At 72.7% G+C, this 12435-nt stretch carries 15 protein-coding genes; 8 read left to right on the top strand and 7 right to left on the bottom strand.

From position 1 onward, the window contains the following. Positions 1-40: 40 nt before the first annotated feature. Both AB0M16_RS03980 and AB0M16_RS03975 read left to right on the top strand, forming a co-directional pair. Complete coding sequence (locus tag AB0M16_RS03980; RefSeq protein ID WP_365338435.1) at positions 41-490, top strand: hypothetical protein; 450 nt, start codon at positions 41-43, stop codon at positions 488-490. Between the two features lie 307 nt (positions 491-797). Beyond that, the gene (locus AB0M16_RS03975; protein WP_365338433.1) at positions 798-1379 is read left to right on the top strand and encodes a dihydrofolate reductase family protein; all 582 of its coding nucleotides are present in this window, start codon (positions 798-800) and stop codon (positions 1377-1379) included. Between the two features lie 109 nt (positions 1380-1488). Here the strand turns inward: AB0M16_RS03975 and AB0M16_RS03970 are convergent, their stop codons facing one another. The 3 genes from AB0M16_RS03970 to AB0M16_RS03960 all read right to left on the bottom strand — a co-directional run bounded on the left by AB0M16_RS03970 (position 1489) and on the right by AB0M16_RS03960 (position 3365). Next, on the bottom strand, positions 1489-2565 hold the full coding sequence (locus AB0M16_RS03970) for an RNA polymerase sigma factor SigF (RefSeq protein WP_365338431.1): 1077 nt from the start codon (positions 2563-2565) through the stop codon (positions 1489-1491). After that, a complete protein-coding gene (locus AB0M16_RS03965; protein WP_365338429.1) occupies positions 2454-2867 on the bottom strand; it encodes an anti-sigma regulatory factor in 414 nt (137 codons plus the stop codon). Before AB0M16_RS03965 ends, AB0M16_RS03970 begins: the two co-directional genes overlap by 112 nt. A 237-nt stretch (positions 2868-3104) precedes the next feature. After that, the gene (locus AB0M16_RS03960) at positions 3105-3365 is read right to left on the bottom strand and encodes a UBP-type zinc finger domain-containing protein (RefSeq protein ID WP_365338427.1); all 261 of its coding nucleotides are present in this window, start codon (positions 3363-3365) and stop codon (positions 3105-3107) included. Between the two features lie 55 nt (positions 3366-3420). On the opposite strand from AB0M16_RS03960, the gene AB0M16_RS03955 reads away from it, so the two are divergent. After that, positions 3421-5016: a Na+/H+ antiporter gene (locus AB0M16_RS03955; RefSeq protein WP_365338425.1), complete on the top strand. Its 1596-nt coding sequence runs from the start codon at positions 3421-3423 to the stop codon at positions 5014-5016. Here AB0M16_RS03955 and AB0M16_RS03950 read toward each other — a convergent pair. Beyond that, a complete protein-coding gene (locus AB0M16_RS03950) occupies positions 4995-5921 on the bottom strand; it encodes a pyridoxal-phosphate dependent enzyme (RefSeq protein WP_365338423.1) in 927 nt (308 codons plus the stop codon). The two genes, AB0M16_RS03955 and AB0M16_RS03950, sit on opposite strands and share 22 nt — an antisense overlap. A gap of 252 nt (positions 5922-6173) precedes the next feature. Further along, a complete protein-coding gene (locus AB0M16_RS03945) occupies positions 6174-6764 on the bottom strand; it encodes an N-acetylmuramoyl-L-alanine amidase (protein ID WP_365338421.1) in 591 nt (196 codons plus the stop codon). A gap of 254 nt (positions 6765-7018) precedes the next feature. On the opposite strand from AB0M16_RS03945, the gene AB0M16_RS03940 reads away from it, so the two are divergent. The 5 genes from AB0M16_RS03940 to AB0M16_RS03920 all read left to right on the top strand — a co-directional run bounded on the left by AB0M16_RS03940 (position 7019) and on the right by AB0M16_RS03920 (position 11130). Beyond that, complete coding sequence (locus tag AB0M16_RS03940; protein ID WP_365338419.1) at positions 7019-8434, top strand: family 2B encapsulin nanocompartment shell protein; 1416 nt, start codon at positions 7019-7021, stop codon at positions 8432-8434. A 112-nt stretch (positions 8435-8546) separates the two neighbouring features. After that, the gene (locus tag AB0M16_RS03935; RefSeq protein ID WP_365338417.1) at positions 8547-9593 is read left to right on the top strand and encodes a family 2 encapsulin nanocompartment cargo protein polyprenyl transferase; all 1047 of its coding nucleotides are present in this window, start codon (positions 8547-8549) and stop codon (positions 9591-9593) included. Positions 9594-9688: 95 nt separating this feature from the next. Continuing rightward, complete coding sequence (locus tag AB0M16_RS03930; RefSeq protein WP_365338415.1) at positions 9689-10273, top strand: dihydrofolate reductase; 585 nt, start codon at positions 9689-9691, stop codon at positions 10271-10273. A 26-nt stretch (positions 10274-10299) separates the two neighbouring features. Next, complete coding sequence (locus tag AB0M16_RS03925; RefSeq protein ID WP_365338413.1) at positions 10300-10668, top strand: hypothetical protein; 369 nt, start codon at positions 10300-10302, stop codon at positions 10666-10668. A gap of 42 nt (positions 10669-10710) precedes the next feature. Continuing rightward, entirely contained in the window at positions 10711-11130 is a 420-nt protein-coding gene (locus AB0M16_RS03920) for a DUF6304 family protein (RefSeq protein ID WP_365338411.1), read from the top strand. A 101-nt stretch (positions 11131-11231) separates the two neighbouring features. Here the strand turns inward: AB0M16_RS03920 and AB0M16_RS03915 are convergent, their stop codons facing one another. Together AB0M16_RS03915 and snpA are read right to left on the bottom strand one after the other, a co-directional pair. Beyond that, complete coding sequence (locus AB0M16_RS03915) at positions 11232-11690, bottom strand: group II truncated hemoglobin (protein ID WP_365338409.1); 459 nt, start codon at positions 11688-11690, stop codon at positions 11232-11234. A gap of 45 nt (positions 11691-11735) precedes the next feature. Further along, positions 11736-12386 (bottom strand): snapalysin, encoded by a 651-nt coding sequence (snpA, locus tag AB0M16_RS03910; protein WP_365338407.1) that lies wholly within the window; start codon positions 12384-12386, stop codon positions 11736-11738. Positions 12387-12435: the final 49 nt, after the last annotated feature.

Genomic DNA, 12435 nt, shown 5'->3' with positions numbered 1-12435 from the left:
GCGCCCTCCGGTCCCGGTGCGCCCCGGCTACCCTGCCTGCATGAGCAGTGCGAGCAGTGCGGACATGAGCAAGACGGAGCGTACGGAGCGGGCCCCGCGTCCCGGGAGGCTCACCGCCGCGGCCGTCGTGGCCGGTGTCGAGGGCCTCGCCCTGGCGGTCGGCGGCCTCTACCTGCTGGTGAGCACCCTCACCGACCGGCCCGACGACCTCACCTCGGCCCTCATGGGCGGGGCGACCCTGGTCGCCCTCGGGCTCATCCCGCTCGTCGCCGCCCGCGGCCTGTGGCTGCGCCGCTCTTGGAGCCGCGGCCCCGCGGTCATCATGCAGATCCTGGCGCTTCCCGTCGCCTGGCAGCTGCTCCACGACGAGGTCCTGATCCCGGCCGGCATCGCCCTCGCCGTCCTCGCCGTGACCGGCCTGGTCATGCTGGTCAGCCCGGCCACGACCGAGGCGCTCGGCATCAAGCGCCCAGGCCAGGACTCTCCGTAATCCCACGGCCAGGAGAGTTCCAGACCCTCCGGTCGGGACTCTCCGTAACCCCACGGCTGAGGCACCCACCGCTCGGTCGGGACTCTCCCTAACCCCACGGCTGAGGCACCCAGCCCTCCGGTCGGGACTCTCCGTAAACCCCCGGCCAGGAGACCCCGCCCCCGACCGGGACTCTCCCCAGGCCCCGGCCAGCCGGGCGGGCATCCCGGACACGCGCCGGCCGGCCGCTGCCAGGTCGCCGGATTCCTTACCCGACCGACAGCTCACGGCACGCTACTTTGGGGCACCCCAGGCAGAGGAGAGCCCCGTGGGCAAGGTGGTCATGTACGCCTCGGTGTCGGTGGACGGCTTCGTCGCGGACGAGAACGACCAGCCCGGACCGCTGTTCGACTGGCTGTCCAGCGGTGACGTCCCGTTGGACGAGAGCGGCGAGCTGAAGGTGTCACAGACGTCCTACGACTACATCCGGCCGTACTGGGACCAGATCGGAGTCACGATCGTCGGCCGCCACGTCTTCGACCTGACGGACGGCTGGGACGGGAAGCCTCCGGGCGGGATCGACCACGTGGTCGTCGTGTCGCACCGGCCGGCGCCCGAGGGCTGGGACCCCGAGGCGCCGTTTCACTTCGTCGACGGCGTCGAGGCAGCCGTGGCCGAGGCGCAGGAGCTCGCGGGTGACCGCACGGTCGAGGTCGCCGCGGGTGACGTCGGTGGCCAGGTGCTCGCCGCGGGCCTGATCGACGAGGTGCGCATGGACGTCGTACCCGTCGTGTTCGGGTCAGGCAAGCGCTACTTCGGGTCGGTCCGCACGCAGCAGCTGTTGGAGGACCCTGACGTGGTGATCCAGGGCGACCGGGTGCTTCACCTGTGCTGTCGGGTGCGCCGGTGACCGATCCGAGCGGTACGCGGAGCCGCAGCCCACGGGCAACCGCACCGCGTCCGCAGCCCCCGGCCGGGACACTCCGTAGCCCCGGCCGGGGTGCTTCGCGGATCCACCGTCACTCCTCGACGAGCAGCCTCTCCCGCAGCTGCGCCAGCGTGCGCGCCAGCAGCCGGGAGACGTGCATCTGCGAGATGCCGACCTCCTGCGCGATCTGCGACTGGGTCATGTTCCCGAAGAAGCGCAGCAGCAGGATGCGCTTCTCGCGCGGCGGCAGGTCCTCCAGGAGCGGCTTGAGCGACTCCCGGTACTCGACCCCCTCCAGGGCCTCGTCCTCCGCGCCCAGGGTGTCGGCGACCGCCGGCGACTCGTCGTCGGTGTCCGGCACGTCCAGGGAGAGCGTCGAGTAGGCGTTCGCCGACTCCAGGCCCTCCAGTACCTCCTCCTCGGAGATCCCGAGCCGCTCGGCCAGCTCGTGGACCGTCGGCGAGCGCCCGTGCTGCTGCGACAGCTCCGCCGTCGCCGTCGTCAGGGACAGCCGCAGCTCCTGCAGGCGCCGGGGCACCCGGACCGCCCAGCCCTTGTCGCGGAAGTGGCGCTTGATCTCGCCGACCACCGTCGGGGTCGCGTACGTGGAGAACTCCACCCCACGGTCCGGGTCGAAGCGGTCCACCGACTTGATCAGGCCGATCGTCGCCACCTGGGTCAGGTCGTCGAGCGGCTCGCCGCGGTTGCGGAAGCGCCGGGCCAGGTGCTCCACGAGCGGCAGGTGCATCCGCACCAGCCGGTCGCGCAGCGCCGCCCTCTCCGGCGAACCCTCCGGAAGGTCGCGCAGCTCGATGAAGAGCGCCCGCGCCCCGCTCCGGTCGTGCGGGTCGGGGCTCTTGGGCTCCTCGTGCTCCTCGTGGGCCGCCGGCCCCTCCGGCAGCTCGGGAACCGCTTCGTGCTGCTCGTGCTCGCTCATCTGGTCCGCCTGCTCCGCGTGATCCGTAGCGACCTCGACTCCGGCCTCGACTCCGGCCTCCGTCTCCGGGTGCGGCCGGGCCTGCTGCCCAGGGATGCCGGCCGTCGCGTCCCCGCTCCTCACGCCGGGCCTGGCCCCGCGCCGCGCTGTTTGTACAGGCTGATGGAGACCGTCTTGTCCTCGGCCACGGACGACTCCACCTTGCCGGCCAGGGCCGACAGCACCGTCCACGCGAAGGTGTCGCGCTCGGGTGCCCTGCCGTCCGTCGTCGGGGCCGACACGGTGACGTCGAGCGAGTCGTCGATCAGTCGGAACACGCAGCTCAGCACCGACCCCGGTACCGCCTGCTGGAGCAGGATCGCGCACGCCTCGTCGACGGCGATCCGCAGGTCCTCGATCTCGTCGAGGGTGAAGTCCAAGCGCGCCGCGAGACCGGCCGTGGCCGTACGCAGCACGGACAGGTAGGCACCCGCAGCGGGCAGCCGGACTTCCACGAAGTCCTGGGTCCCGGGCTCGCCTGCGATCTGGGACACCCTCACCTCCAAGGTGGCACAAGCTCTTTCGGGGTCCGGGGAGGAGCCCCCCGGACCAGGCGGTACGCAGTCGGTTGCGCAGTCCGCCGAGACGCTATCGCGATCCGTCCCGCCGTGTCGCCGGGGGCCCGTGTGGACCGCCCCGAGGACCGCTCCCCGTGAGGACCCGGCCCGTAGGACACACCCCGGCTGCCCGGCGGCCGCGGAGAACCCGCGGAGGGGTGACGTACCCAGCCGTCAGACGATCGAACCGTCCAGGAAGCACCATCGCCAGCGCTCGTTCGGCTCGAAGGTCCGCATCACCGGGTGGCCGGTGGCGGTGAAGTGCGCCGTCGCGTGCCGCCCCAGGGACGAGTCGCAGCAGCCCACGTGACCGCAGCTGAGACAGAGCCGCAGCTGGACGGGGTGGGTGCCGTCGGCCAGGCACTCGGGGCAGGTGTCGTTCAGCGGCGCCGGTTCGGGGCGCGGCATTTCGGCAACGTGCGGGCACTCGCTCATGATGGCCAGGTTACGTTGTGGCACGAGTGACGCAGGAGTACGAACGGGGACGGGCATGGACGCATTGCAGCTGGTGGCGCTGATCGCGGCGAGCGCCGCGGTCGCGGGCTTCGCCCGCCGGACCCCGGTGCCGGCGCCGCTGCTGCTCGTCGCGGTCGGCCTCGCCGCCTCCTACGCGCCGGGGGTGCCCGACTACACCCTCGACCCGCACATCGTGCTGCCGCTGATCCTGCCCCCGCTCCTCTACACGGCCGCCGTCGAGTCCTCGTACCTCGACCTGCGGGCGAACATCCGGCCCGTCGCCCTGCTCTCCGTCGGCTACGTGCTCTTCGCGACCGTCGCCGTGGGCTGGCTCGCCTACGTGCTGGTGCCCGACCTGCCGCTGACCGCGGCGCTCGTCCTCGGCGCGATCGTCGCCCCGCCGGACGCGGTCGCCGCCACCGCCATCGCCCGCAGGCTCGGCCTGCCGCACCGGATCACCACCATCCTCCAGGGCGAGTCCCTGGTGAACGACGCCACCGCCATCACCGCCTACAAGGTCGCCCTCGCCGCCGCCGTGGGGGAGGGCATCAGCTGGGCGGGCGGCCTGGGCGAGTTCGCACTGGCCGCGATCGGCGGCATCGGGGTCGGGCTGATCCTCATGGTGCCCATCCACTGGCTGCGCACCCATCTGCGGGAGGCCCTGCTCCAGAACACCCTCTCCCTGCTCATCCCGTTCATCGCCTACGCGGCGGCCGAGGAGGTCGGCGCCTCCGGCGTGCTCGCCGTCGTCGTCGTCGGCCTCTTCCTCGGGCACAAGAACTGGAAGGTCGACTTCGCCACCCGCCTCCAGGAGGAGGCGGTGTGGAAGATGGTCGCCTTCATCCTGGAGTCCGCGGTCTTCGCGCTGATCGGCCTCCAGCTGCCGTACGTCGTCCAGGGCCTCGGCCGGTACGGCATCGGGGAGGCCGCCTGGTACGCGGCCGGGGTCTTCCTCGCCGTGGTCGTCGTGCGCTTCGTCTGGGTCTACCCCGCGACCTTCCTGCCCCGTTGGATGTCCGCCCGCATCCGGCAGCGCGAGCCGGAGGTGGACTGGCGGGCGCCGCTGGTCGTCGGATGGGCCGGCATGCGGGGCGTCGTCTCGCTCGCCATCGCCTTCTCCGTCCCGGTCGTCACCGACGGCGTCGAGTTCCCGGCCCGCAACCTGGTCCTCTTCCTCACCTTCACCACCGTGATCGGCACCCTCGTCGTCCAGGGCCTCACCCTGCCGCCGCTCATCCGGATGCTGAAGCTGCCCGGACGCGACCGCTACGAGGAGACGCTGGCCGAGGCGCAGGCCCAGAGCGAGGCCTCCCGGGCAGCCGAGGAACGCCTCGACGAGCTCCTCGCCGACCCGCGCAACGCCCTGCCCCCGCCGCTCGCCGACCGGCTCCGGACGGTCATGGAACGACGCCGCAACGCCGTCTGGGAGCGGCTCGGCGCCGTCAACGAGCTCACCGGCGAGACCGCCGACGACACCTACCGACGGCTCGCCCGCGTGATGATCGACGCCGAGCGCGAGGTCTTCGTACAGCTGCGCGACGCCCGCCGCATCGACGACGAGATGATGCGCACCCTGCTGCGCCGCCTGGACCTGGAGGAGGCCGCGGCCTACCGCGAGGAGGCGCCCTGAGGCTCCGGCGCGCCGGTGACCACCGCCGCGATCCGGGTGCCGGCCGGGAAGGCGCCCTCCTCGGCGAGCGTCACCAGTCCGTAGAGCATTTTGGCGACATACAGTCGCTCGATGGCGAGTCCATGCCGCGCCCCGTGGCGGGCCTCGAAGTCCTGTGCGAAGGCGTCGAGCTCAGGTGTCGTACGGGCGTAGCCGCCGCCGTGGAAGCGCTCGTCCAGCCGCCAGTCGCCGCGCGGGCCGCCGAACGCGGCCTCCTGGAGCGCGGCGATCTCCGCACCCAGGAAGCCGCCCTTGAGGACGGGAACGCCGAGCACGCGGCCGTCGAATCCGGCCGCGAGGCCCGCGAGGGTGCCGCCCGTGCCGCAGGCGACGGCGGCCACGTCGGCCGCGCCCCGGAGCTCACGGCCCAGATCCACGCACCCCTCGACGGCGAGCGCGTTGCTGCCGCCCTCCGGGACGACGCAGGTGTCCTCGGGTGCCCCGGCGAGCGCCAGCAGCCGGGCCAGTGCCGCGGGCTCGTGCTTCGCGCGGTACGTGGCGCGGTCGGCGAAGACCAGGCGCATGCCGTCTGCCGCGCAGCGCGCGAGCGACGGGTTGAGCGGGCGGCCGGCCAGCTCGTCGCCGCGCACCACGCCGATGGTGGCGAAGCCGAGGAGCCGGCCGGCGGCGGCGGTCGCCCGCAGGTGGTTGGAGTACGCGCCGCCGAAGGTGAGCACCGGGCGGCCGGCGGCGGCCCGCAGGTTGAGCGCGAGCTTGCGCCACTTGTTGCCCGGCAGGTCGGGGTGGATCAGGTCGTCGCGCTTGAGCAGGAGCGTCAGGTCGCGCCGGGTGAAGCGCTCGTCCTCGACCGGCTCCAGCGGGGAGGGGAGCCGGGGCCGCAGACGGGCGGGATCGAACGCGTTCACCCGGCCATTGTCGCCGGTGACGGCACAGGGCGGTGACGGCACAGGGCGGTGGCGGCACAGGGCGGTGACGGACACGACGGTGACCGACAGGACGGTGACGGCACAGGGGGTTGGCGCACGGGACGGTGACGCACGGGACGGCGAGCGGGGACGGCGAGATGGGCGGGGACGGTGGGGAGCGAGGGCGGCGGGGAACGGGAGGGCGGGGGAGGGGTGGCCGGGCGGGGGAGGGGCGGCCGGGCGGGCCGGCGGTCAGCGCAGCCGGTCGGCGATCCGCTCGCGCATCGACGCCATGGAGAAGCCGCGCGGGTCGACCTTGCCCGGCTGCCACTCCAGATGGCCGATGACCGAGCGCTGGGTCCAGCGGTGCACCCGGCAGACCGCCGCCGCGGCCTTGGCGATGGCCTCCAGCTGGATCTTGGGCCAGGGGTCCTTGCCGTCGCCGAGGTTCTCGCACTCGAAGCCGTAGAAGTGCCGGTTGCCGTCCGTGGTGGCCTCGTCGTCCGGCGGCAGGCGCTTCTCGGCGATGACCGCCCGCAGCACCTCGTCGTCGCCGAGGCCCGCGTGGTTGGCCCTGCCGTAGCCGACCAGGTGGACGGTGCCGTCCTTGGCGATCACGCCGTGGCACAGCGGCCCGGGCAGGGCCTGGTAGCCGTCTCGGCAGATCCGGACGGTGTTGGCGGTGCCGCGGGTGACGGTGTGGTGGATCATCACGCCGTGCACGGGGCCCCAGGGACCCTTGTGGTTGCGGTTGTGGGTGCGCCAGTCGCCGACCTCGACGACCGTCAGACCCTCGTCGCGCAGGGCGTCGAGGAAGCGGCTCGCGGACATGGGTGGGGCCATGACCGACTCCTTTCAGGCACGGGATCGCGGTGGTTCCTTGCTCTGCTTCGGAAGTACCGGAGGGACGCGCTCCCCTGCCATCCGTTCGGGCGGTGTGCGAGCCGATCCGGACAGGGGGTGGGCTGTTCGAGTGGAAATCGTGCGCCATGCCCTTGCGGAACGGCGTCAACTCCCACTCGTTTGTGTAATGGCGCGGCCACACTCCGTGCTGAAAGGCTTCCTCTCGCAGGTTTGTCGTATCGAGAGGGAGTTCCATGTCCGTTGGTTCGGTTGGCGGCGAGGTCCGCGCGGGTCAGGCCGCACCGCAGCAGAGTCTCGGCACCGCCGCCGCGCGGAACCTGGCGACCACGACCAAGTCGGCCCCGCAGATGCAGGAGATCACCTCCCGCTGGCTGCTGCGCGCGCTGCCGTGGGTGCAGGTACAGGGCGGTACGTACCGGGTGAACCGGCGGCTCAGCTACTCCGTGGGTGACGGCCGCGTCACCTTCGTGCAGACCGGCGAGCGCGTCACCGTCATCCCCGCCGAGCTGGGCGAGCTCTCCGCCCTGCGCGGATACGCCGACGAGGACGCGCTCACCGAACTGGCCGCCCGCTGCCGCCAGCGCGCGTACGCGCCGGGCGAGGTCATCGCCACCCGGGGCGAGCCCGCCGACCGGGTCCACCTCCTCGCCCACGGCAAGGTGGAGCAGATCGGCGAGGGTCCCTACGGGGACGAGGCCGTCCTCGGCGTCCTCGCCGACGGCGCCCACTTCGGCGACGCCTCCCTCCTCGGCGCGGACGCCACCTGGGAGTGGACCGCCCGCGCCGCCACCGCCTGCACGGTCCTGGAACTCACCCGCGCCGACGTGCTCAACCTCGCCGAGCGGGCCGGTTCGCTCGCCGGCCACCTCGCCGAGGTCGCCGCGCTGCCGCGCCAGCGCACCAACACGTACGGCGAGGCCGCCATCGAGCTCTCCGCGGGCCACGTCGGCGAGGCCCTCGTCCCGCACACGTACGTGGACTACGACGCCTCGCCGCGCGAGTACGAGCTGAGCGTCGCCCAGACCGTGCTCAAGGTCCACACGCGCGTGGCCGACCTCTACAACCAGCCGATGAACCAGACCGAGCAGCAGGTGCGGCTCACCGTCGAGGCACTGCGCGAGCGCCAGGAGCACGAGCTCGTCAACAACAAGGAGTTCGGCCTCCTCGCCAACTGCGACTACGAGCAGCGCCTCCAGCCCCACGACGGCGTGCCCGGCCCCGACGACATGGACGAGCTGCTGTCCCGGCGGCGCGGCTCGAAGATGTTCCTGGCCCACCCGCGGGCCATCGCCGCCTTCGGCCGCGAGCTCAACAAGCGCGGTCTGGTCGCCGAGACGATCGACCTCGACGGCACCAGGATCATGACCTGGCGCGGAGTCCCGATCTACCCGTGCAGCAAGATCCCGGTCTCCGACGCCCGCACCACCTCGATCCTCTGCATGCGCACGGGCGAGAAGGACCAGGGTGTGATCGGCCTGCACCAGACCGGTCTGCCGGACGAGATCGAGCCCGGCATGTCCTGCCGCTTCATGGGCATCGACGAGCAGGCGCTCATCTCCTACCTGGTCACGGCCTACTACTCCGCGGCGGTCCTCGTCCCGGACGCGCTCGGCGTCCTGGAGAACGTGGAGGTCAGCCGCTGGCGCTGAGCCGGTGCCGCGGGATGGGGGCCGGGCCGACGGGCCCCCGCCCCGCCGTATCCGTCCGAGGAACGTGAACCCCGGGCCCGCGCAGGGCCCCGTGCGGAAGGTGACTGCGAACATGACGACCAGCGCGCAGACCGCGACCGGAGAACAGGGCGCCCTACTGCTCCTGGACCGGGCGCGCGGCGCCGTGGACCCCCAACTGCGCACGACCGTGGCGTCGCTGCCGGGGCAGATACGGCGTATCGCCGCGTACCACTTCGGCTGGGAGGAAGCGGACGGCAGTCCGGCCGGCGGGCGGGGCGGCAAGGCGATCCGGCCTGCCCTGGTGCTCGCCGCGACCCGCGCGTTCGGCGCCGACCCGGCCCCCGCGGTGCGGGCGGCGGCGGCGGTGGAGCTGGCCCACAACTTCACCCTGCTCCACGACGACATCATCGACGAGGATCCGACCCGCCGTCACCGGCCGACGGCCTGGGCCGTGTTCGGGATCCCGGACGCGCTGCTCGCGGGCGACGCCATGAACGCGCTCGCGCTGCGGCTGCTCGCCGAGGACCCCCACCCGGCCGCGGGCGAGGCGGCGGCCCGGCTCGCCGCCTGCGTCATCGAGCTCTGCGCGGGACAGCAGGCGGACTGCGCCTTCGAGGAGCGCGGGCCGCACGAGGTCTCCCTGGACGAGGTGACGGCCATGGCCACCGCCAAGACCGGGGCCCTGCTCGGCTGCGCCTGCGCGCTCGGCGCGCTGTACGCGGGGGCGGGCGAGGAGGCGGTCGCGGCGATGGACGCGTTCGGCCGCGAGGCCGGGCTCGCGTTCCAGCTGATCGACGACCTGATCGGCATCTGGGGCGACCCGGGGCGCACGGGCAAGCCGGCCGGTGCCGATCTCGTGGCGCGCAAGAAGTCGCTGCCCGTGGTCGCGGCGCTCGCCTCCGGCACCCCGGCGGGGGAGGAGCTGGCCGAGCTGTACGCCCGTCCGGTCCTCGGCGCCGAGGCGGTGCGTGTCGCGGCGGACGCGGTGGAGCGGGCGGGCGGCCGGGACTGGGCGCAGAGTCAGGCGGCGGAGCGGATGGCCCGCGCGGTCGAACAACTCTCGCGGGCGGTGCCGGACTTGGCGGCAGCCGGGGACCTGCTGGCGCTCGCGGAGTTCGTGACGCGGCGCACTCGCTGAATCTTTCGAGAAGGGGCTTGCGTAACCACTACGTGTGGAGCACTATAGGTGCAGTGGTCAGCGAGGCCACGCCCCCTGAGGAAAGAGATTCCGGCTTGCGCAAGCTCACGTACTACGTCGCCTGCACCCTCGACGGCTTCATCGGCGACCCCCATGGCGACGCCTCGTCCATGTTCCAGTTCGTGGACGAGGAGTACGCCGCTTTCATGAACACCGAGTACCCGGACACGATCCCCGCCCCCTTCCGGGAGTCCGTCGGTCTCGCGGACGTGCCCAACAAGCGCTTCGACACGGTGATCCAGGGCCTCGGCTCGTACCGCCTCGCCCTGGACGCCGGCATCACCAGCCCGTACGCCCATCTGCGCGAGATCGTCGCGACCCGCTCGCTCACCGAGTCGCCCGACCCGAACGTCGAGCTGGTCGCAGGCGACCTGGTCGCCAGGGTCCGCGAGCTCAAGGCCGAGGACAGCTCGCTGGGCATCTGGCTCTGCGGCGGCGCCCAGGTCGCGGGACAGCTGGTCGACGAGATCGACGAGCTCGTCATCAAGGCCTACCCGCAGGTCTACGGCTCCGGAATGCCGATGTTCGGTGCCGGCTTCGGCATCCACGACTTCGCGCTGGAGGACGTGCGGTCCTTCAGCAACGGGGTCGTCGTGCGGACCTACACCAGGAAGCGGTGACGGGGGGCGCGCCCTAGGCTGGAGACATGGTCGACGCGGCGCCGCACACCACACGGGACCCCCGGGCCGAGCACCCCTGCCCGGCCTGCGGGGAGCCCCGTCACGTGCACGCCCACCGGCACAAGGTCCTGGGGGCCTGGGTGCCGGAATGGGAGGTCCTGCCGTGCCGCAACCCGCGGTGCGAGCTGTACGAGCCCGAGCGTGCCGAGGACGCCTCCGCGGCGACCGAGGATGCCCCCGGGACCGCCGGGAGCGCTGACGGGACCGCCGGAGGCGGCTCCGGGGACGGGCCCGGGGACGGGCGCGGCACCGCCGGGAACGAAGGTGCGGAAGCCACGACCGCGCACGTGACCGGCAAGAACGACGAGACCGGGAGAAGTCCGGCCCCGGGGTGACCGGCCGCGCGCCGGAGCCGGTCATACCGCTACAGTCCGCGCATGTCATCGGAGTCGACAGAAGTCTGGACCGGTTGGTACCGGGACCGCCGTGGTGCGGAAGCGATCGTCATCACGGTCGACGGGGGCCATGTGGCCACCCGCATCAGGGGAATCGAGTACACGGGCGCGAGCTTCGCCGCCCTGAGCGCCGCGGACGAGGGCGGGCAGGTCCTCACCGGGTGCGTCCTGGAGTGGGACCTTCCCCTCCCCGTCCTCGCGGACGGCACCACCCAGCAGGCCACGCTCAGCTGCCTGCTGACCCTCGGAGAGCGCGCCGACCTCAGCCTCACCCTCCATTGCGGCGGCGCGGCCTACGAGTCGGGCGTCGCGGGCGGCGACTTCGAGGAGGCCCTCGACCGGGTCCGCCGCCAGCTGCCGCCGGGCACGGAGTTCGGCAGGAGGCTGCCGCAGGCGGCGTGACGTGCCGGCAGGGCTCCTCACCGTGCGGGTGGGGTTCCTCGGCGTCCGGCCAGGGCTCCTCGACTCCGGGCGGGGCTCCTCGGCGTCTCCCCGGAGCGACCTCAGGCGAGGCCGTCCCAGCCCCAACGGGGCGTGGGGCCGGGCTCGCCCAGATCCGTACCCGGCGCCGAGGCCGAGACGTCCTTGGCGATCCGGGTCCCCCAGTCGAAGTACTCCACGACCCGGCGGCGCAGCAGTGCGTCGTCCGGGAGTTCCTTCTCCACGGCCGCGGTCATCAGCTCCATCCAGCGCAGTCGCTGTTCCTCGGTGATGCCGAGTCCGAGGTGTGCGGTGAGCAGGGCGTGATGGCCGCCGTGGCGTGCCGTGAAGTCGGCCGGTCCGGAGAAGACCTCGGCCAGCCACACGGCGACGTGTTCGACATGGGTGGGTGTGAAGTCGGCGAAGACGGGGGCGAGGAGGGGGTCCGCGAGGACCGCCGCGTAGAAGGTGTCGGAGAGCCGGCGCAGCGCCTCGGCGCCGCCCACGGCCTCGTACAGGGTGGTGCTCCGCTCGTCGGGCATGCCCGCCACGCTACCAAGCGGCCCCGTTCCTCACCCCCGGCTCGCTCAGCCCGCCTTGACGGCCGTGGCGAGCCCGTAGCGCCACAACTGGTCGACGCGGGAGCGCTCCTGGGAGTTCGGGTACGCGTTCTGGCAGGACGTGCCGGGCCCGCCGCCGGACATCAGCTCACTGCACGGGCCGCTGTAGTGGTCGGGGAGGCCGAGGACGTGCCCGGTCTCGTGGGCGGTGACGCGGGTGGAGTTGTACTGCTGGTTCTGCCGGTAGTCGAGGAAGATGTAGCCGTTTCCGTGCCCGTCGGTGCTCGCGTACGAGCCGCGGGAGTCGTTGCCCTCGTAGTACGCGAAGTCGGCGTTGGCTCCCTCCACCAGACGGACGTTGACGACGGAGCCGTTCCAGATCTGCGCCGAGCGGGATATCTGGGTGCGGAAGCTCGGCGCGTTGGCGGCGCTGTAGACCACGGTGACGGCGGTGGCACCAGGCGTGGCGGCCCGCTTCTTCGCGACCGACTTGACGACGGCGTCGAAGAACGCCTGGTTGGCCCTGGCCTCCTCGGCCGAACCGGCGTAGGCCGCGTACGACCCGTAGGACCGGTCGGCCGGCTGGTCGGCGGAGGCCGGGGCGGCGCCGAGGGAGAGCGTGAGGCCGGCACCGAGGGCGGCGGTCAGTAAGGACGTGAGGATCTTCGGATGACGCATGGGGGGCTCCTCCTGTGGGGTTGAGGAGAGTGTCGGGGGAGCCGGGGCG

This window comes from Streptomyces sp. NPDC051921 (assembly GCF_040680975.1).
Lineage (GTDB): Bacteria > Actinomycetota > Actinomycetes > Streptomycetales > Streptomycetaceae > Streptomyces.
This window is presented reverse-complemented; position numbering and strand designations above follow the sequence as displayed.